Here is a 20,343-nt window from a genome sequence, read left to right as displayed (position 1 = left end):
GAAGAAGTCGGTGAGTCCTCCAAGAGTACTGGTAACTGCCGGGCTACGGCTACACGCCCTTCCACTCCCAACCTGCTCAGACCTGATGCTGACAGCGCGGTGCATGGCACCGGCTTCGCCGGTGTTCGCGGCCAAGGCCGCTCCCATAGGTAAAGGGTAAACCCGAAGCCTGCACAATACCTGTGGGAGCGGGTTCACCCGCGAACACCGGCGAAGCCGGTGCCGTACACCGTGTCAGATTCTGGGCAGTGCATGACCGGAGACCCTTCACACCGTAAACCGGGGACATGGTTTACACATTTGAGCCCAGGACGCGCGCCCAAGCCAAGCGCCTCGCTCCCAATTTGGTTATCCTGCCCAACAGCCCCCAGCGGCCGCCTAACAATAAGTCATGCCTTGTCCCCAGGGAGTACAGCATGGAATTCTGGCCATTACGCCCCTCCACTACCGACTTCCGCCTCCCCATCGAGCAAATCGCCACCCTGCTCTCGCGCACAAGCGAAAGCCACGGCAAGCTGCTGGCCGCCGACATGCTGAAACTGGTCAGCGCCCAAGTCCCCTTGGCCCAATGCACCATCTTCGCCTACAGCCCCAACCGCAGCCCGCAAATCATTTCATTCGCCGACCGTGCGCGGATGATCGAGCTACCCAGAATTTCCAGCAACTACGCCGAACGCTTCTACAGCATGGATGGCAACCAACAGGCGATGACCGCGCGCCCTGCCCTGTCGACCGCCGACCGCATCATGGTGCAACGCCAGGGCATCGAAGACATCGCCCACCGCGACTACCGACGCATCTGCTACGAGCTGCCGCAGATTCCCGAACGCGTCGCACTGCTAACCCATTGCGAGGGCAACCGCTGGCTGTCAGTGAATTTTTATCGGGGTCGTGAACACGGCCGCTTTTCAACCACCGAAATCAACTTCCTCGAAACAGCCGCCCCGCTGATCGTACAAATCTCGCGCCTGCATTACCGGGCCTATCTCGAAGCCAATGAAATGCCGGCACTGCTCAGCGAGCGGGTTGTCAGCCTGTACCCGGAACTGACCCGGCGTGACCAGGAGTTGCTGCAACTGATGCTGGCCGGCTGTGAGGTAGAGGCCATCAGCGCAAGCATGGGCATTCAGTTGTCCAGTGCGGCCACGTATATCAAGCGGCTGTACCGCAAGCTGGGTATTTCGGGGCAGCGTGAGTTGTTGGCGCTGGCTACCCAGCGCAAGTGGCCTGGCCAGGTGCATTAACGCCAGCCAGCGACCTTGCAGGCACGCCGCGGAACACCTGATGAAGCTGGCAAGGCAGCCCCGCTTCGGCCACAATCGGTCGCTTGGTACACGCTGGAAAGCACTGCATGCTCACTACCCTCGCCATCGGCAACTACCGCTCGATCAACCACCTGGTACTGCCGCTGGGCCAACTCAACCTGGTGACCGGTGCCAACGGCAGCGGCAAATCCAACCTGTACAAGGCCCTGCGCCTGCTGGCCGAAACCGCCCAGGGCGGCGTGATCGAAGCCCTCGCCCGTGAAGGCGGGCTGGATTCGACTTGGTGGGCCGGCCCGGCAACCAGCGCACGGATGAAGCGCGGCGAAGTGCCCATCCAGGGCCAGCACCCGAGCGAAGCCAGGCGCCTGCGCCTGGGCTTTGCCACCCAGGACTTCGGTTTTGCCATCTCCCTCGGCCTGCCGATTCCCCTGCCGTATCCGACCGCGTTCATGCTCGACCCTGAGATAAAGTGCGAAGCCATTTGGGGCGCTGGCGCCTATCGGCCCGCCTCCTTGCTGGTCGAGCGCAAGAACGCCATGGTGCGGGCCCGCGAGGGCAACGGCTGGGCAGTGCTGGATCAGCATGCTGACAGCGGCGAGAGCTTCTTCAACATCGTCGGCCGGCCCCGCCAGGCGCCGGAGATTGGTGAGCTGCGCGCCTTCATCAACAGCTGGCGGTTCTACGACCACTTTCGCATCGACCGCGATGCGCCTTGTCGACAGCCACAGCTGGGTACCCGGTCGCCGGTGCTGCATCACGACGGCCGCAACCTCGCTTCGGCGTTGCAGACCATTATCGAGATAGGTGATGTCGAAGACCTGGTAGCGGCGCTGGACGACGCGTTTCCCGGCAGCCGCCTGGCGATTGATGCACCGCCGGGCGGGCTGTTCAGCGTGCGGCTACACCAGCATGGGCTGCTGCGCCCGTTAGGGGGTGCTGAATTGTCGGATGGCACCTTGAGGTACCTGTTGCTGATGGCAGCGCTGCTGACACCCCGCCCGCCGTCACTGATGGTGCTGAACGAACCGGAAACCAGCCTGCATGCCGACCTGCTACCTGCGCTGGCCCGCCTGATCATCCGCGCCTCGCAACGTAGCCAGGTGTGGGTGGTGTCGCACAGCAAGCCGCTGATCGACGCATTGACCGCGTGCGACGGGTGCAATGTGCTGGAGCTTGAGAAGCACCACGGGCAAACGCAGTTGCGAGGGGTCGGTTTGCTGGACGAGCCACTGTGGCGATGGGTTGACTGACCACGGCTGCCCAAGCCTGAGCCCCAACTGTCAAGGCATGCGCCGTACCTGTAGGAGCTGGCTTGCCTGCGATGGGCCGCAAAGCGGCCCCATTGGCCATAGCTGTCCGACCTCAGGCCCGGCCCCACCCCGGCCCACTTCGGAGATACCCTTAAGGCCTCATCAGCGGCTCAATCCCAATCCATTTCTTCACAGGGTGATAGCAGAGCTTCAGCGGCGGAATTTGCACCTTGCGGCCCTGCACATCCAGCGCCCCCAGATGAATCGTCCATTTGGAGTCCGCATCAAACTTGTCCGTCTGGAAAATCACATACGCCGAGCCATAGCGCTTGTTGTTGGTCATCTTGGGAATCATCCGGTGCACTTCATCGCTGTTGATGTCGTACGGCGATGGCCGAGCGGTCTTCTCATTCACCAACGGAAAGTCGTAAGTCTCGTTGACGCCCACGTACACCTGGGGCCGTGCATTCAGGCGCGAACCGTCTTCAAAGGTGATGTAAGCCTGGCGGCTGTCGTACAACACCGGTATCGGTGGCTCGCCACGCTTGGAATCAGTCGACGGGCGCTGACGGTCTTTGTTGTAGGCGACCAGTTGCACATAAAATTCCTGCTGCGAGTACTTCTCGCCCGGGTACTGCACGTACAGGGCTTGCTTGTAGGGCTTTTCGCCCCATAGAGCGGCGTGGTCGTAGAGGTAGGTTTCCAGGTAGAGCGTGGTCTCACCCTGCGGCCCTGGCACCTTGAACTGGAACTCGGACTCGCAAAGGTCCGCGTAGGCGGCGCGTTCGCGTTTCCAGGGGACGCAGGCGGTTAACGAGGCTACTGCCAGCAGTAGCATGAGAAAGGTGGTCCGTTTCAGGTTATTCATGACCTGCCCTGGTCGAGTTGAGAGTGGATCAGTTTCGAGGGCCGAATGGCGGAAGTCCATGCTGCCCCTTTGCCATTATCGCGCTACACACAGCAGACCGAGCAGCCGCTGCGGATGTGACCACAAAGCCGCAAACGGATTTGCTAAGATCGCGTCATTTCCGCTGGGTGAACTGCATCCTCACCCAAGCCATTTGTAGCCTGCTGGAAGACCCGATGAACAAATTGATCCTGCCTTTCGCCATCTTCGTTAGCGTCCTCCTCACTGGGAAAATCGCCGAGCATTACGGCCTGGAGGGCAGCTGGAAAATCGGTCTGCTGTGCCTCGTGGCAGCTGCCGTCCAAATCGCTGTTACCCGTTTTCAGCGCTACCAGCGGCAGAAAGCCCAGCTGTAAAGGGCGCGAGGCCCCGCTAACGTCACTGGTTGATCACATTCTGGGGACTTTTCTTTCACCCAATTTTCACAGTGGCTTAGGCAGTATCAAGCTATCCCTACGTGATAGTACTTAGCCCGCCTCGGCGGGCTTTCTTTTGCCCGCATGTTTCCTATCGACGTCTTGAGGAACGGCAGCGGGTCGAAAAATCAGAAATAACCCCTTCCTTGTAGGCCGTTTCCCAAAGATACTCCTCGCGCCTGTTTTTCGTTGCACATGGAAATAGTCAGCCCTAGTCTCGATCCGTCGCTGCCAATTCAGCGACCGGTTTTGACAGACCGTCGATTGTTGTCCGTGTGCAAACGCTTATGGCGGCTGTACGTGCGGGCACCCTCGTGTGCGCCGAGTGCCAACGATCTCGGTCTGTCAACCCGCGTACAGCTGCCACCCTCCCGTTTGACAGCGGGGCGGATAGCAGCTCAACCATTGTTGGAGCGTGAGCATGCTGAAGATAGTTCCTGATCCACCCCACAAGACTCTCTACCTCGAAAACACCCTCATCGAAGCCTCGGACTACGCGCTTTGCGCTGCGACTGTCGTGCATCAGGCAATGCTGCTACAGCCCAAGTCGCCAGCATCGATTTTGATGATGACCTCAATGCATGAGCTGGAGACCCTGCGGGCTTTACTGGAGTCCGCAATAGCCCAAGTGCAGATGCCCCCTGAGCCTGGGACTTCGCACTGAAGCCTCATTGATGTGTTGCCCAGGCACCCAAACGCCTGCAAGCCGAGCCTCCACATGGATCTGAGCCATGTCGCAGATCGTGAAGCCTATGCAGCACTTGTAGGAGCTGGCTTGCCGGCGAGAGGCCAGCCCAGGCACTAGAGATTTCGGGGAGATTGACCAATGTCCACAGAAGAAACCAAGTTCACCGTCGGCAAGACAACCTTCTACCAAGGTGAAAACCAGACCCATCCGCTGTTTCGCATTGAAGCCGGTATCCCTTGCCAGAGCGCGCGGGAACAGGCATCGGAGCTGATGGGGTATGCACGGGATATGACCTTGGATGGCTTGATGGAAGACAAACCACAACTGATCTGGGCATCCCACTACCTATGCGCCTTGGCCAAGGCACTGATGGATGATGCTGAGCTTGGAATGATGCGCTAAAGCGCCAAGACTCTCCCCAGAATTGCCTTCAGAAGCTGGAACGAAACCCACCCTTCTGAAGGCGCCACAAACGCTTAAAGCATCAGCAGTTGCGCCGTACTACCGGTAATTCGAAGCGTGTCGAGGCTGAGCGCCATCGCCTGGCACCGCGAGGCCGAACGTCCGTGCTAAGGCACCCTTCTGCCTATCGTCCGAGACAACACCATGGCCAGGCGGACACCTAGGGAAACTCCGAACAAGTTGCCCATCAGCCGGAAATAGGCGGCCTGGGGATGCCGAAACGCCCGATTTTCAGCCGCTGATTATTGGATAACCAAGGCAACGCCTTGGTTATCTGCTCTCACGGGCGCACCTCTCCCGCAACAGCCAATAAATGGCGGCGCACATCCACAGATTCGACAGCGCAAACAGCGTGGTCAGCTGTGCCGTGTTCTTGGCCAAGCCACGGAAGCGGGTTTTCACATAACCGAACTGACGCTTGATCACACGGAAGGGATGTTCGACTTTCGCCCGGGCCTGTGCCTTGACCTTCTCGATCTGACGTTTGGCTTTGTAGAGCACACTGCGTTTGCTCAGGTGCTTGTAGGTACTGCGGCGGGCTGCGATCTGCCAGATCACTTGCCGTCCCGCATGCTCTGGCCTTTTCTCCAGGCCGGTGTAGCCCGCATCGGCGCATACGATGTTTTCATCGCCATGCAACAACTGAGCGACTTTCGTCACGTCAGCCACATTTGCGGCAGTGCCGTGGACGTGATGCACCAGACCCGACTCCGCATCGGCGCCGATATGCGCCTTCATGCCGAAGAAGTACTGGTTGCCTTTCTTTGTCTGATGCATTTCTGGATCGCGCTTGCCTTCCTTGTTCTTGGTCGAGCTGGGCGCTTGGATGATGGTGGCGTCCACAATGGTGCCCTGACGCAACGACAGGCCTTTGTCTTGCAGGTAGTTGTTGATGATTTCCAGAATCCCTGCCGCCAACTGATGCTTCTCCAGCAGGTGCCGGAAATTCATGATCGTCGTGTCTTCGGGAATCGGCGCGCTGAGCGTCAGTCGAGCAAACTGGCGCTTTGAAGTGATTTCGTACAGTGCTTCTTCCATGGCCGGGTCGCTCAGCGAAAACCAGTTTTGCAGCAGGTGAATACGCAGCATGGTTTCCAGTGGATACGGCTTGCGACCGCCACCCGCCTTTGGGTAGTGCGGTTCAATCAGCGCCATTAAGCCACTCCACGGCACAACCTGTTCCATCTCGGCCAGGAAACGCTCACGGCGGGTTTGCTTGCGCTTACCGGCGTACTCGAAATCGGAAAAGCTCATCTGGCTCATAGGCAAGGCTTGTTGGGGTAGCTGAACGGAGGGTTATTTCAGCACAGGTCAGGCCGGCCTGTGCTGACTTAATCGGAGAATCCCTAGGCCACTATTATCCGATAGCACATTCTCCAAGAATGTTTCCCTATACACACCCCACACCGCGAGTGATCCCAAATCAATGGACTGCATAGAGCGACTACCATTTCTCCATTCGCTGTAGGAAATTTCCTTTCTCTCAATAGACACTCGCGCTAGAGTCACCGGCGACAGGCCAGGACTTAGGATGCGAGATGCAATTTTTCTGGGTAAACCTCGGAGCCACCCACAAGGAAGCCAAAAACGGTCAATTCCTATGGGCTCCACTTAGCTCACGATCAAAGCGTGGAATTGAGCAATTCCGGACTCACTGGGACAACGTCGCCAGAGTCCGAACCGGCGATCTAATTTTCTGCTACCACGACAATTACATTCGGGGTATTGCGATCGCGCAGTTCAATTCCTACGTAGCTGAACGCCCTCCTCGAGCGTCTTTCAAGGAATGGCAGAACGAAGGTCATCGTGTAGACATCAGCTACAGCGAGCTGAAACGCCCAATTCGCAGTGATGAGATTGCAGAGATCTACATAGCAAAATTTGACCCTCGGACTCAGCCTCGCCTGTTCAACAGTGTGAAAGGTATTAACCAGATCTACATGGCTTCACTGCCTGCCGATGCAGGTCAATTTTTGCTGGAGCAAGCTGGCATCCTAGTCGACTATGAGGACAGCCTGATCGATTCAGGCTCACCTCAAAAGGTCAGTAGTACAACCAGAACAGCGCTGATCGAAGCCAGGGTCGGTCAGGGGGCATTTCGCTCTGGGCTGCTAGGTCGCTGGGATGGGAAGTGTGCCCTCACCGGTCTGGGTAATCCAAATCTCCTGGTTGCCTCTCACATCCATGCATGGAGCCTAGCCAATAACGTTGAGCGCCTAGATACTGATAACGGCTTGCTTCTGGCTGCGCACATCGATCGCCTTTTTGATTCGGGGCTGATCTCATTTTCGCAAAATGGTGAACTACTTATTAGCGACAAACTGAAGAAAGCGGAACGTCATATTTTGCGGCTAGACGAATTCACAACAATCAACCGATTGAGTGATGGTAATCGGATGTATCTTGCGAAGCATCGAGAACGGTTTAGCTTCGGTTGAGTAAGGCTTCAGTTCAGGCAGAGGCCCAATGTTTTTTGACCAGGCTCCATGAAAAACCGCCGGTTTCCAGAGGATGAGAAAACCGCCAAGCGCTCTCTACGAGAGTTGAGGCCGCATGCGTTCTCCATAAAGCACAATGTGGCGCCAACAAAAAAGCCCAGTCGTTTCCGACTGGGCTTTTTCGTTTCAATAATGGTCGGGACGGAGTGATTCGAACACTCGACCCCTTGCACCCCATGCGCTTATCCAGTGTATTTCCATGGAATGCTGTGGCTCGTCACAGATCGCATACAAGCTAGTAAATTCGGGGCCTACGGACTATATTATGATCTATTCCTGTCCACCAGCTTCCACCCTTAGCCAGGCGATTCGGTGGGGCAAAAGTGGGGCAAAATTCCAAGGTGATCGATCTTGGCTAGGGGTAGACATTGGCAAAGATTACAGTGAAGCAACTCGAAGCACTCACCCCCGCCGACGATGGCAAAACGCTCCGCGAAGAGGGTGGTCTGACTGCCAAAGTTCGTGCGGGTGTGCGCGGCGTTACAGCCTTGTTCCGCTTTGAGTTCAAGATGGGTGGAGCCAAACGTGACCACCGACTTGGCAGTTGGCCAAAAAAATCGCTAGCGCAGATTCGAGTTGAGCGAGACGCAGTGAAAGCGAGTGTCCACAAAGGCATAGATCCCGCCACCGCCCGAAAGGCATCTAAGATTGAGGCTCAAGCTGCAGTTGCCGCAACCATTGCTGAGGCCGAACGTCAGGCCGCAGAAAACAAGACATTTGCCGATCTCTTTGAAGCGTGGCTGCGCGACGGAGTGTCTCGTCAGGACGGCAACGCAGAACTGCGCCGTAGCTTCTCCAAAGACGTGCTACCCGGTATTGGCGATAAGCCACTTCGAACCCTGACAGAAAAAGATCTGCTTACTCTACTGCGCTCGATCAAAGCCCGCGGCCTAAACCGAACGGTAGTGATTCGCAGCAAGGACATAAGTCAGATGCTGCGGTGGGCAGAGAAACGTAAACCGTGGCGCACCTTGATGGTCGACGGAAATCCTGCAGATCTGATTGACGTAAACAAATTACTCGATCATGACTATCAGGAGCAGCGCGATCGACTTCTATCTAGTGGTGAAATCCGAGAACTTCATCAGATTTTTTCTCGTCTAGCACAAGATTATAATGCCATCCCCGCTGGCCAAAAATATTCAGGCATCCGACCCGTGAACTCCCGAGTCCAATGTGCGGTCTGGATCTGCCTGAGCACGCTCTGCCGAATTGGCGAACTCTTGAAATCTGAATGGCGACATGTCGATCTGGTGAGAGGCACTTGGTTCGTCCCGGCTGAAGCCACTAAAGGCCATAAGGGTAAACGGCAGGATCACCATGTGTTCCTTTCAACATTCGCGCTGAACCAGTTCAAACTTCTTAGAGAACAAACCGGCCACACTCCCTTCTGCTTCCCCAGCAAGGACGAAAGGAGTCATGTGGACACCAAAACAGTGAGCAAGCTGATCGGGGACCGGCAATGCTGCTTCAAGAATCGCAGCAAGCCTCTATCTGGCCGCCATCACGACGATTCGCTGGTTCTAAGTCAAGGTAACAAGGGCGAATGGACCCCACACGATCTGCGTCGTACAGGAGCGACCATGATGCAGGAGCTAGGAGTGACACTGGACATCATTGATCGCTGCCAGAATCATGTGCTAGGAGGCTCAAAGGTACGCCGGCATTATCTTCATTATGACTATGCCAAGGAGAAAAAAGAGGCATGGCACAAACTGGGAGCGCATATAGAAGCGATTCTTCCAACTCCAGCAAATAAAATCAAATGTGCATAGTTAAAATCCAGACTTTTGCTTACGAACGCCAAAAACACGCAGGATTTGCACCAGCCGCCGAATACAAACCTGAACATACATTATGCGACTTACAGCTACACGACCCTGAATTAGTATGATTAAATTTTTCCCATGAGGTGAATCTAAGATTGCCAAAGAGCTAGGATTAGCGAAATAGACCGCGCAGCACTTCAGTGCCTAACCATCGGACTGATCAAAAGCCTAGCTCCAAGGACGAACATATCAATTCAGTTCGCTGACCCTATCTTACGTCAGAAACATTCACCCTCTCGCTAGTGCCGAAGATTTTTTCAAGCGTGGGACTGGTCAATCTCCCGAAATTCTTCCGCAGTGATCGGCAACCACTTCTCCGATAGACAAATTTGGATAGCAAACTGCCTGTCGGAGAAAGTCAGTCAAGGCGTCGCTCGGTCAGAGCAGTCCGGTTTCGAATTGCCGCATTGGGCATACTTGAGCAACTGCATCTGCTGGCGGTAGGCGGCGGTAACCTGGCGGGCTTGATCGGCGTTGACTACTACTCTTGGTGTGATAAGAACAATCAGCTCCGTTCGACCTCGGCTTTTCGACGTCGATCCGAAGAGCCATTTTAATCCAGGAATACGTGATAAGCCCGGCACGCTAGACGTCGATTCAGCATTATTCTGTTGAATCAAACCGCCCAAGAGCACCGTTTGACCATTCTGCACCGCCACTTGTGTTGAGACGGATCGGGTGGAAATACGCGGGTTAGGTTGAGCAGCGGTAACGCCCGTGACATCAGCATCGCTCACTTGCTGCTGGATATCCATATATACCAGACCGCCTGGATTAATTCTCGGAACCACATTCAAAATCACGCCTGTCTGAACGTATTCAACACTGCTCAGCGTGGTGTCCGCATTCGTTGTGTTGATAGTTGTCTGATTAACCGGAATATTATCGCCCACTTGAATCTGTGCTTTCTGGTTATTCATGACCACCAGCGAAGGCGCAGATAGCACCTGTGTTTTTCCATTTGTCTCAAGGGCTCTGAGCGCTACTTGAAGGTTGTTGCTAACAAACGAGTAAAATAAGGAGTCGGCAGCTCCCAGGCCTACTCCGCCGGCGCCCAGTGCGCCTTGTCCGCCTGGTGCATTGGCTACAGCAGGATCTCCTGAGTTCCCAGCCAACCGCCCCAAGTACCATTGAACACCGAGATCTAGATCACCGGTAAGCTTGACTTCAAGGATGCGCGTTTCAATTTGCACCTGCATTGGAAGATTGTCCAATCGCTTGATAGCGGACTCGATCTCCTTCCATTGAGCGGGTCGAGTTCTAACGAGGAGCTGGTTGGTGCTCTTCTGTGCGGTGATCCGCACGCTCTCTTCCAGTGATCGCCCATCCTGACCGTTCGCGGTAGCATCGGATGAGCTTTCATCTCCGCCCTCTTCTTCCATGGAAGGTTCTAGATCGTCACTTTCGCCTTGGTTTGCCCCCATCATCTCCCCGGTCGAGCTCCCCAAGGCTGTACCCGCTGCATTACCAATTCCGCTCGTCGTTCCGTTGAGCGTTGAAAGGTTGGTCGTACGTAATCCCGGCGCGACTTTGGCCGGGCCCTCATCACTGACCGCAGCAGTCCCATAAATCTGTCTAAGGTAGCGAGCCAGGTCAGTTGCCTTCATGTTTCGAACGTCGTAGACGTACAACTGAGGGACATTATCTCCCCCTTCATCGATGGCCTTGATCCAGTCCCCCACCTCCTGCAAATAAGCAGGCTGTGAAGAGAATGCTACGATGGAGTTGGTTCGCTCATTGGGAAGAAATTTCACCATACTAGACAGTGGCATTCCACTGTCAGGCCCAAAAATCTTCTGCAATTGCGGCATCAGCTCTTCGACGGATGCATGCTGGAGTGCGTAGACTCCGATTGACATACCTTTCAGCCAATCCACGTCAAACGTGTCAATGGTATCCTGGTAATTAGCAAGCTCGTCGGGAGTTCCAGCAAGACTCACCACATTCCGAGAGGGATCAACGAGCAGAAAAGCATTCTCTCGTACGAAAGGTTTTAGCAGCTTTTGCATTTCGGTTGCTGATATGTACTGGAGCGGGTAAAGCCGCGCTGACAGCCCGTTAGAGGGCTGGGCCACGGGCATTTCAGGCACCAGTTTTCCAGCGACTGCTTGAGCTGCGGGAAGAACGACGTATCGCCCCCCCTGATGGATCATTGCGTTATCCGTCCAGGAAAGAAGAGTCTCCAAGATCGACAACGCTTGCTTTTTATTTACCGGCTTAGACGTCGAGAAGCTCACGCTACCTTTTACGCCTTGGGCAATGCTGTAACTTTCATGTAGCAGATCACCCATAATCGAGTTGATGACCGCGTCGATGGGCTGACTTGTGAAGTTGAACATAAACTCCCCATCCTCAACCGCGGAAGCACTCCTACCCAATTTTTTAGGCCTCACGAACTGTTGAGTACCAACCTTGATTCTAGTAGTCGGCTTTACTGTCTGAGGCTCAGCCCTGACTGACTCCGTCAGCACAGCAGCTTCGACGCCAGCTTGGCGGTTATCAGTGCCTGTTAGCGCTTCCTGCATCAGCGCCTCGTCACTTTTTAGCTCATGGGGAATACCCGCACATCCAACGAGCGCGATGGCTACACCCAGTGATAGTAAGGAATTTTGCAACGGGATTGCGGTTGAAGCAGGGGCTAATCGTGAGGTTTTTTTCATCGTGTGGGTAGCAGTGGAAGTTTAAGAAGCGGCGACGGCGCAGGTAAGCGGCGAACCGGGATTGAGATCACTTGCGTCTGGCCATTACGCTTGAAAGTGGCGCTATTGGGAGTTACTTGGCTCAGTGTCCAGCCGCCTTGTAGTGAGTCGTTTACTTTTATCTTGATCGAACGATCATCTTTCAGACGCAAAAACGCCCACTGGTCTTCCCCATATGCTGCCGTGCCGGTCAAAGTTAAACCGACGAGTTGATCCGGTGCGGCTGAAGCACGAGCTGCATCTGGTGTGCGACTGGGACTGAAAAGGGGTCGCTGCCACACCACCTCTACTTGCTCCATGCTGGATTTCGGAGGCTGGAGCGGTTCTGGAGCTTTTTCCTTTGGCATTTCACGGATAGAACCCACGGGCCATTCGATTTCAGCGTTATCTCCTAATGACATCCAGACCAAGGCCAAGAGGAGCACAACATTGCCGATAAGAAGGGGTGATCTGGTGTGTGCGAGCTTCATTCCAGAGTCACCTCCTCACTCGCCGCCCCAGAAAGATAGCTGCGGAGCAGTACTTGTACCCTCAACTTCCCTGGGCCTTCAGAGGGCGACGACGAGGGTCGATTGATGCTGAGCGACTCGATAAATATTGCAGGTTGACCGTACTCAAGCGCTTGAAAGAATCGCGTTAGCGGTTCTGTCCCACAATCAAGCGTCAAGCTCACCTTCACCTGCCTGTAAGCCAAACCTTTCTCTTGCTCAGGAATGATTGGCATCCGCTGACTGACACTGCAGCCAGGCCCGTTAGAGGCCTGCGCGTTGACTCGATCGACCGCCAACTGCATTAGCTCGGCCGCAGCCGAACCAGGGTCAGGTGCAGACAGAAGGCTCTTTTGATTAATTGGATTTTTACGGGCCTGCTCAAGGGAGGCCATCAATGCAGGCGCCTGAGATATAGCCCGAGCATAATGTTGATGCTGCTGCTCCAAGGAGGCCGACTCCTCGATCAAGCTGAGAAACGGGGCGAGTATCCACGCTTGAACCACCGATCCGAGTGTCCAGATCAGCAGCATCAAAGCAATCAGCGAAGCAAGGCGCCGTTCACGTACGCTCATTGATCGACGCATTGTCCACCCCCGTCTTGATCTTGGCACTCAAGGAAAAGCGGTCATGTCCTGTCTTGGCATCAGGCTGAATAACTCCCCGAAACTCGACCTGCGAGAGTTGGCGACATGTGCGTGCACGGGAAATAAGCTCACTTGAGCGAGGGCTTTGGCCGCTCAACGTCAGCTCTCCGCTGGCCGTTAACTCGAGCTGCTCAAGCCAGGTGTCGTCGCCCAGACACGTTGTAAGCTCGGCCAGAAGATGGGTCACTGGGGGCTGGGCAATCCGCAAGCGCGCCAAGTAAGTCGCCGCGCCTTGCGTGTTGATCAGTTCTTGCCGTGCTTTGTTGAGTTCTTTCACACGCAGACGCTGTTTTGCCACCTCCTGCTGCATGCGCTCGACTTTGACACTGTGCTTATGAAGAGACATTGCCAACAGAGCCACTATCAGCAGCCCGGCTAAGGGAATGAGTGCCAGGTGCATGGCTTGATGGGAAGAGAGTCTTGGCCTTTGCTCATGTGGAAGAAGATCTACGTCCAGAACCGCACCGGATGGGTCAAGGGCGCGGATCGAACCGAGTGCGAATCCTTTCACCAGGCACTCTTCCGCGATCTCATTCAAACGGTCATTGCTGATTGCCACCAGTAACACTGCCGCCTGCTCCCCGTGCTGCCCCGTGATTCGGGCGCCGTACTGAACCTGGTCGAGGCTGAAGGGCGTGTAGCGGTCTATCTCAAACGACAAGACTTTGCTCAAGTTACGAGTTGCCGCAATCGGTAGCTTGAGTTGCTCGACGATGACATGGTCGGGTGGTAATCGCAGATGCACAGGCCGGCGAAGATCAAGGTTTTCTAACGCTGGCCAGACAGCTATCTGGTGCTTGGATCGGGACGCAAGCGTTTGTTGAACGCGAGCTGGAAGCATTCCATGCAACTCTCGCATCCACGCCCACATTAAGCGCCGAAGCAAGCTCCGCCGCCATCTATCCACTGCCAGCCTCCAACGAACAGCCGACAGTTCGATCCAATTCTTTAATGTTGTATTCATTCTTTCCAACGCAAAACGCGGTACGGTTTTGCCCCCACTGTTTCAGTCGTAAGCATTAGAGTGACCTGCAAGGAGGTATGCCCTCCACCGCGTAAGGTGGCCTCGCTCGTTATAGTGAAAACCCGCCCCTCATTCCCCGGGGCAGCGTCCATCGGCCTGATTCCCAGAGCTCGCAGTAGCACTGGATTCGCAAGACTGGCATCGGGTCTCGTTTCCCCTGACCACACTGTGATCAGTGGTGAAACGCACTCAAACAGGGAGTACGACAACCTTGAGAATTCGCGGAATTCTTCAAGCGTACGCAGTGGCGCATCCTCGCGCTTGCGAGTTAATGACTGAGCCACCTGTTGAGCTTGTTGCCCCCCGTATCCACAGGCGATCAGAACTCCCTTAATGTCATCAGCGCTTGCACTATTGAGGTCGAGCTTGCCTCGCTCGCTTCTCACGCTCACGGACAGTCTCGAGTCATCAAATTCCAGATGATGAACCTCACCGTTGCTCTTCCAGGGATTGCCAGGCCCTAGCGCTTGAAGCCCCATGACTGCGAGTGTGATACCGGCCTCAGCGGCAAGACCTGCTTGCGTCTGCTGCATCTGGTACCTGGCCTGGAATTGATGAAGTCGTACCGTCCCCGCAATGACCCCTAGCGAGGTTGCTAGAACTGCCAATACGCCCAGCACTAAAAGCAGCGCCATACCCCTCTGCCGCGTCATTGAGATAACGAACCGCTACCGAGATCAAGACGCAAACGAACACTTTGGGTCACCCACGAAACCGGCCCTCCCAAACGTGCGTCAATCCGAACCTCTCTGGGCAGCCGTTCAGGCCACGGCCACGTGCCCTGCCATCCGCTGTCCTTACCCTGCGGGGAGGTACCGCGGAAACTGAAACTAAAACTTTCGACATCCTTGATGAGTACTTGGGATTCCCCAACCGCTTGAAGCTCATCCACCTGCAGGCGTGCGAACTTAGCCACCAAGCGCTGATCGCTAAAGCTGATGTGCTGCTGGAAAAGCCCTCCTCCTACTGAATCTGGCAGCGGCGCGAAAAAAACCACCGAAGATGTGTCGCCAGCAAAACGCACAGTAGGGCCATCCCCTGCGACAGCGATAGGTAACGCCTGGCTAATCGAGCCACGCAGGTACTGCTGAGCCGCTCTCAGCTCATCAAGCCGAGCGCCGAAAACTTCGACTTTCACGAGACTGCGATTTACGCCAATGATGAGGGTGCCAACGAGTACCAGCAGCACTGTCAGTAGGCTCAGGACGATCAGTATCTCAATCAAGGTAAAACCATCTTGGCGGTTCATTTGCGGGTAGTACCCACTCGGGCTTGAAGTGTGCTCAAACGAATCTTGCGCTTGCTCGCCTCCAGCGTGAGGTCGATGCGGTAGAGTTCTAGAGTGGTGTGAGCTGAAGGGATGAGGGCGATGTTGCTGTACCACCTGATGTCATTCAGGTATCCATCCTGCCGGCCGACGGTCAGCGGGCTGGCGGTCAGCGCATCCATCAACGACTTCCCTGCCTGATCTAGCTGGTTGCTCACAGCGAGGCGACGCATGCTAGCCGCTCCCTGGCTCACCCCACCAATAATGGTGGTCGCGCAGATAGCGAGAACGGCCAAGGCAGCAAGTGTCTCCAGCAGCGTAAAGCCGCGCTGCCGCTTCATGGCAGCTTCCTGAGATGCACTACGCCCGTAAGCCAATTGATATCAATCCGCCAATGGCGCCCGCGCCCAGTGATGGTCAAGTTTCCGCCGCTCGCGCTGCCATCGGGAAAGAACTGATAGCTTTCGCCCAATCCCTGAGCCGTGTTGAGCTGAACCTGCCAACCCTCAGGCCACTGCCTCGTTGGTTGTCCGGGCCCCTTGATTGAACGCGCGATTAGGCCGAACTGAGCCGTGGCCGGTTGGCCCGAAACGATCGCTTGAACTCTCGCAGCGCGCAGCGCCTGAACCATGGCAGTGAGTGCTTTATCCTCAGCGAGTCGGTGCTGATATCGCCCTATACCGATACTCAGTACGACCATCGCAGCTGCTATCAGTGCAACAACCGCGAGCATTTCGAAAAGCGTGAAACCACGACTTCGAAAGCGCGACCGGTTCAACCTCACTCCCAACTACCCACGTCTGCCCTGTAGCCGTCACCGCCAGCCTGGCCATCTTGACCGTAAAAAATCAGGTCAAAGCTCCCGTGCTCACCAGGATATTTGTAGCCAAATGCGTGGCCGAACGGATCCTTCAAATCCGATTTCTTCGCGTAAGGCCCGACCCAGCCAGTGGCGCTACCAGGTTTTTTCACCAGTGCTTCCAGGGTTTGAGGAGGGGTGCCAACATCAAGGGTGTAGTTCTCGATCTTCATGCTCAAGCTGGCCAACTGTGCCTTGCCGGCACCAAACTTGCCTTTGTCGACGTTACCACCGACTTGCCGTACCACGATCGTGGCAACAATCCCCAGCAAGACAATAACGGCAAGCATTTCGAGCAGCGTAAACCCAGCCTGACGGCGTGCTTTCTTTTGCGATTTCATCAACTATTCCTCAGATATTACTGGTCAGGCTCATCAGTGGCAGCATGATGGCGAGCATTATCAGTGCCACCATCCCAGCCATAACGACCGTCAGAGTGGGCACCAATGCCGCCAAGATACGGTCGATCCCGCGCTTGGCTTCTACATCAAAGGTGTCGGCGACCTTGATAAGCATCGAACTGAGCTTCCCGGATTGCTCACCAACTTCGATCATTTGGACGGCCAGTTCAGGAAGTAACCGCTGATCACTAATCCCCTCGGTTAGCGTTCCTCCACCCTTCACGTGCTCAGTGGCCTGCTCCAAAAGGGCTCGGATCGCGACGTTGGAGGTTGCTTGCCGAACGATGATCAACCCTTGAAGCAACGGCACCCCATTTTCCAAGAGCGTGCCCAATGTGCGAGCGAAGCGCGCCGCCTCTAGCTTTTGCGACAGCGGGCCAATCACTCTCAGCCGCAATAGCCATCGATCCTGGCGCACGCGCCGAGCGTCAGTTCTTTGTCCAGCCACCAGCATCCAGACCGCGAACCCCACCGCGATCAACATGATCAGTCCATAGCTGCTTAGCAGTTCGCTGAGCCCTAGAATGGCTTGCGTGATCCAGGGGATCGGGACGCCCAAGTCTGCAAAAATGGGAACAAATTGGGGGACTACATATGCCAAAAGCAAGGCAAGCGCCCCGACCACTCCGAAGACTAGAAATGCAGGATAAATGAGGGCGTTGATGACCTCGGCTCGTAGCTTGTGTGACCGCTCTAGGTAGGCCGCAAGCTGTTCCATCGCCGTCTCAAGCGCTCCACCGGCCTCACCCGCGCGGATAAGGCTTACGTAGAGTGGGGAGAACTGCCCCTCTTCACGCAGTGCTTCTGAAAGCGGCTTACCCTCTTTCACCTGCTCGCGTATTCGATTAACTAATCCACGACGTTTTTCATTTGCTTGATTGCCGAGGGTATTGAGCGCGCGCTCAAGAGGTTGCCCAGCGCCTAAGAGGGTCGCCAGCTGTTGAGTAAAAGTGACCAAGACAGCACCGGAGAGCAGCTTTTTAGTCCGAGCTGTGAAAGCGCTCCTGTGACCAGTCTCTACCTGCAGTACCAACAAGCCTCTGGCCTGTAACTGCTGGACGGCGGACTGCTCCGACACGGCCTCTACATTGCCGCGGTGTTCTTTCCCAGCAGCATCCAAGACCTTGTAGGAAAAAGACCTCGCCTCAGTCATTGCGCGCGACCCTCATGACTTCCTCGAGAGACGTGATACCCGCGAGTGCCTGGCGAAGACCATCACGGTACAACGTGATGAGACCGTTCCTGGAAGCCGCATCTTCCAGCTCCCTGGCATCGGCTTGCCGCATCAACAATGTGCGTAACTCATCGTTCATTACGAGCAACTCTGTGATTGCGCTGCGCCCCACATAACCACCACCTGCAGCTGACTCGTCCGGTCGATACAGCACAATTGGCCGTGCATCTGTGAGCAGGTCAAGGCGGTGTTGCGCAATCAATTCGTCCGGAGCTTCAAAGGCGATCCGAGTTGCAGGATCCAACTTGCGAACCAACCGCTGTGCCAGTATTCCCTGCAGCGTCGACGCGATGAGGTAGTGCTCAACCCCCATATCCAGCAGCCTGGTGATACTTGCCGCAGCGCTGTTCGTGTGCAGTGTCGAGAGAACCAGGTGACCCGTCAGCGACGATTGAATAGCTATCCGGCACGTTTCCAAATCACGCATCTCACCAATCATGATCACGTCCGGGTCTTGACGAACAATCGAGCGCAAAGCGCTGGGGAAGCTCAACCCGATGGCCGGTTTCACTTGTATCTGATTGATTCCTGCGAGCTGATACTCAACAGGATCTTCAACCGTGATTATCTTTTTCTCGGCGGTATTGAGACGAGAAAGCGCAGTGTAAAGAGTCGTGGTTTTACCCGAGCCAGTAGGGCCTGTGACAAGCAAAATCCCATGCGGTCGTTCCAACAAGCCAAGGAGGGTCTCAAGTCGCTGTCCATCGATCCCCAGCGTCGGGAAGTCGAAACTGATCGTCTCCCGATCCAGTAGTCGCATGACCACGGACTCTCCAAAACTCGTGGGCACTGTCGATACCCGAAGGTCGAGCTCGCGACCCTGTATGCGGAGCATGATTCGGCCATCTTGGGGTAGACGTCGCTCTGCGATGTCCTGACGAGCAAGGATCTTGAGGCGAGAGATGATCGCTGCAGCCTGGCTCGCGGGAAGAGCCTCTCCGTTAACCAAAAGGCCGTCCACGCGATAACGCACTTGTAGCCTGTCTTCAAAAGGCTCCACGTGAACATCGGATGCTCGAAGCTCCGCCGCTGTCTGCAAGATCAGATTCACAATCCGGATCACCGGCGCTTCTGATGCGAGATCCTTTAGATGCTCAATGTCATCGTGATGTACATCATCCTGTTCCAAGGACTCGACGAGAGCCCCCATCGCTGAGCGGCTCTCGCCAGATGCCTGATCGAGCAGAACATCAAGCTCCCCGGAGGTAGCAATGACAGGAGTCACCTCTCTTCGACTCAGGTATGCCATCGCGCCTAGTGAATACCGAGTCAACGGAGGACGGGCAGCGACCACCAAGCGATGTTCATCCAGACCGATGGCTGCGACACCGTAGTGCCGCATGAAACGCTCAGTGCCGACCTGAATGTCCTGGGCACTCAACAGCGCATCAGCGAGAGCGAGGCGCGGTGCTTTCATCAGCGCGGCGTAGGCGTCACACGCTTCATCATCGTTAACACTGCCGAGCCTCAGAAGTGCTCGCAGCACTTCCTGCTCATGCCCGTCCTCAGCCTGACAGAGTTTACGGGCACGGTTTAAATCGGACGGTTTCAAAGCACCGTTCTCGACTAGCCAATTGCAAATTTCTGACTGGACAGGGACGCTAAAGGGCGAGTTGTTTCCGAACATAAGATGCACTCACCCTACAAATATCGGATATAGCAATAGCCACCAACCCAGGCTAAGGCACACCCTGCCATATATTTAAATAGTCAAAAGAAACCCCCGGCAAGACACAACAGCGCTCGCCGAAAGCATAAGTAAGTTTTTCGCACCTGGCATATACAGACCAGCGCCGAGCAAGGTTACCAGAGCAAAAAACTGAATGCTATATTAGTTTAGCAAAAAGAGCAGAATTAACTATAATATCAATCTGAATTGGTGATTTATATCTATAAATTCATTTTTACAGACATTTTCATGCTTAAGAGGCCCCTTAACCAGCGTCAAACCCTACCGCCCGCTAACAAAAAACCTGCAACATCATCGCAACTGAAGGCATATTGATATCACATGCACGCTTGCAGTTTTTTGGGGCGAAACAGTTGTAATTTTAATATTGATAACCCTACTATCTGCCCCGCCATAGGTACCCGGCATTCTGCGCGGTGTAACTTTTCAAAAAAATCCATTCAGAGATCCAACCATGAAGCGACCGTTGTTGCCTGTAGTAGGCGCATTGTTTCTGTGCGCCCAGAGTTTATCTGCGCTGGCAATCGAGCCAACGACTCAGCCATCCAATGGCGCAGACCAAAAACTTAGAGAGCAAGTCGAGCTGAAGCGTGATCAGATTTCTGGGGCAGCCGATATCGCGCCTTCCAAACAGGAGGGCTCTGTCAACGTCATGGACGCTCCGATCGATACAGAAGACGCCCCGACCCAGTCGCTAGATCAGTGAAACCGCCAACCAC

Annotated in this window: 19 protein-coding genes and 1 pseudogene; 8 read left to right on the top strand and 12 right to left on the bottom strand. The window is 55.3% G+C overall.

Annotation, left to right across the window (positions count from 1 at the left end):
- Window positions 1-416 precede the first annotated feature (416 nt).
- Both ACN6NG_RS10845 and ACN6NG_RS10840 read left to right on the top strand, forming a co-directional pair.
- A complete protein-coding gene (locus ACN6NG_RS10845) occupies window positions 417-1,244 on the top strand; it encodes a helix-turn-helix transcriptional regulator (RefSeq protein WP_474313949.1) in 828 nt (275 codons plus the stop codon).
- A gap of 107 nt (window positions 1,245-1,351) precedes the next feature.
- Entirely contained in the window at window positions 1,352-2,515 is a 1,164-nt protein-coding gene (locus ACN6NG_RS10840) for an AAA family ATPase (RefSeq protein ID WP_138736239.1), read from the top strand.
- A gap of 151 nt (window positions 2,516-2,666) precedes the next feature.
- On the opposite strand, the gene ACN6NG_RS10835 is transcribed toward ACN6NG_RS10840, so the two are convergent.
- Complete coding sequence (locus ACN6NG_RS10835) at window positions 2,667-3,383, bottom strand: hypothetical protein (protein ID WP_063426903.1); 717 nt, start codon at window positions 3,381-3,383, stop codon at window positions 2,667-2,669.
- A 215-nt stretch (window positions 3,384-3,598) separates the two neighbouring features.
- Between ACN6NG_RS10835 and ACN6NG_RS10830 the strand changes: the two genes are divergently transcribed.
- The 3 genes from ACN6NG_RS10830 to ACN6NG_RS10820 all read left to right on the top strand — a co-directional run bounded on the left by ACN6NG_RS10830 (window position 3,599) and on the right by ACN6NG_RS10820 (window position 4,928).
- Window positions 3,599-3,778, top strand: coding sequence for a hypothetical protein (locus ACN6NG_RS10830; protein WP_019471428.1), 180 nt, complete (start codon window positions 3,599-3,601; stop codon window positions 3,776-3,778).
- A 481-nt stretch (window positions 3,779-4,259) separates the two neighbouring features.
- Window positions 4,260-4,502 carry a hypothetical protein gene (locus ACN6NG_RS10825; RefSeq protein WP_474313948.1) on the top strand — a complete coding sequence of 81 codons (243 nt, stop codon included), beginning with the start codon at window positions 4,260-4,262 and terminating at the stop codon, window positions 4,500-4,502.
- Window positions 4,503-4,664: 162 nt separating this feature from the next.
- Window positions 4,665-4,928, top strand: coding sequence for a DUF3077 domain-containing protein (locus ACN6NG_RS10820; RefSeq protein ID WP_003250694.1), 264 nt, complete (start codon window positions 4,665-4,667; stop codon window positions 4,926-4,928).
- 340 nt (window positions 4,929-5,268) lie between these two features.
- Here ACN6NG_RS10820 and ACN6NG_RS10815 read toward each other — a convergent pair.
- Window positions 5,269-6,251: pseudogene (locus tag ACN6NG_RS10815) on the bottom strand (IS5 family transposase).
- 275 nt (window positions 6,252-6,526) lie between these two features.
- Between ACN6NG_RS10815 and ACN6NG_RS10810 the strand changes: the two are divergent.
- Window positions 6,527-7,426: an HNH endonuclease gene (locus tag ACN6NG_RS10810; RefSeq protein WP_063426908.1), complete on the top strand. Its 900-nt coding sequence runs from the start codon at window positions 6,527-6,529 to the stop codon at window positions 7,424-7,426.
- A gap of 428 nt (window positions 7,427-7,854) precedes the next feature.
- A complete protein-coding gene (locus ACN6NG_RS10805; RefSeq protein ID WP_474313946.1) occupies window positions 7,855-9,261 on the top strand; it encodes a tyrosine-type recombinase/integrase in 1,407 nt (468 codons plus the stop codon).
- A gap of 416 nt (window positions 9,262-9,677) precedes the next feature.
- Here the strand turns inward: ACN6NG_RS10805 and gspD are convergent, their stop codons facing one another.
- From gspD to ACN6NG_RS10755, 10 genes are all read right to left on the bottom strand, one after another.
- Window positions 9,678-11,975: a type II secretion system secretin GspD gene (gspD, locus tag ACN6NG_RS10800; protein ID WP_474313945.1), complete on the bottom strand. Its 2,298-nt coding sequence runs from the start codon at window positions 11,973-11,975 to the stop codon at window positions 9,678-9,680.
- Window positions 11,972-12,484 carry a type II secretion system protein N gene (locus ACN6NG_RS10795; RefSeq protein ID WP_474313944.1) on the bottom strand — a complete coding sequence of 171 codons (513 nt, stop codon included), beginning with the start codon at window positions 12,482-12,484 and terminating at the stop codon, window positions 11,972-11,974. Before ACN6NG_RS10795 ends, gspD begins: the two co-directional genes overlap by 4 nt.
- On the bottom strand, window positions 12,481-13,077 hold the full coding sequence (gspM, locus tag ACN6NG_RS10790) for a type II secretion system protein GspM (RefSeq protein WP_474313942.1): 597 nt from the start codon (window positions 13,075-13,077) through the stop codon (window positions 12,481-12,483). The genes ACN6NG_RS10795 and gspM overlap by 4 nt, the downstream gene beginning before the upstream one ends.
- Complete coding sequence (locus ACN6NG_RS10785; protein ID WP_474313940.1) at window positions 13,064-14,008, bottom strand: PilN domain-containing protein; 945 nt, start codon at window positions 14,006-14,008, stop codon at window positions 13,064-13,066. The genes gspM and ACN6NG_RS10785 overlap by 14 nt, the downstream gene beginning before the upstream one ends.
- Window positions 14,009-14,822: 814 nt before the next feature.
- The gene (locus ACN6NG_RS10780; RefSeq protein WP_474313939.1) at window positions 14,823-15,422 is read right to left on the bottom strand and encodes a prepilin-type N-terminal cleavage/methylation domain-containing protein; all 600 of its coding nucleotides are present in this window, start codon (window positions 15,420-15,422) and stop codon (window positions 14,823-14,825) included.
- Window positions 15,419-15,781, bottom strand: coding sequence for a type II secretion system protein (locus ACN6NG_RS10775; protein ID WP_474313937.1), 363 nt, complete (start codon window positions 15,779-15,781; stop codon window positions 15,419-15,421). Before ACN6NG_RS10775 ends, ACN6NG_RS10780 begins: the two co-directional genes overlap by 4 nt.
- Complete coding sequence (locus tag ACN6NG_RS10770; RefSeq protein WP_474313935.1) at window positions 15,778-16,224, bottom strand: GspH/FimT family pseudopilin; 447 nt, start codon at window positions 16,222-16,224, stop codon at window positions 15,778-15,780. Before ACN6NG_RS10770 ends, ACN6NG_RS10775 begins: the two co-directional genes overlap by 4 nt.
- Window positions 16,221-16,640, bottom strand: coding sequence for a type II secretion system major pseudopilin GspG (gene gspG, locus ACN6NG_RS10765; RefSeq protein WP_474313934.1), 420 nt, complete (start codon window positions 16,638-16,640; stop codon window positions 16,221-16,223). Before gspG ends, ACN6NG_RS10770 begins: the two co-directional genes overlap by 4 nt.
- A gap of 10 nt (window positions 16,641-16,650) precedes the next feature.
- Entirely contained in the window at window positions 16,651-17,853 is a 1,203-nt protein-coding gene (gene gspF, locus ACN6NG_RS10760) for a type II secretion system inner membrane protein GspF (RefSeq protein ID WP_474313932.1), read from the bottom strand.
- Window positions 17,846-19,561, bottom strand: coding sequence for a GspE/PulE family protein (locus ACN6NG_RS10755; RefSeq protein WP_474313931.1), 1,716 nt, complete (start codon window positions 19,559-19,561; stop codon window positions 17,846-17,848). Before ACN6NG_RS10755 ends, gspF begins: the two co-directional genes overlap by 8 nt.
- Window positions 19,562-20,078: 517 nt before the next feature.
- Between ACN6NG_RS10755 and ACN6NG_RS10750 the strand changes: the two genes are divergently transcribed.
- Entirely contained in the window at window positions 20,079-20,330 is a 252-nt protein-coding gene (locus tag ACN6NG_RS10750; protein ID WP_474313930.1) for a hypothetical protein, read from the top strand.
- The last annotated feature ends 13 nt before the right edge of the window (window positions 20,331-20,343 follow it).

This window comes from Pseudomonas sp. TSO6 (genome assembly GCF_056098905.1).
Note: the sequence above shows the minus strand (reverse complement) of the source record. Positions and strands in the feature narration are given on the sequence as shown.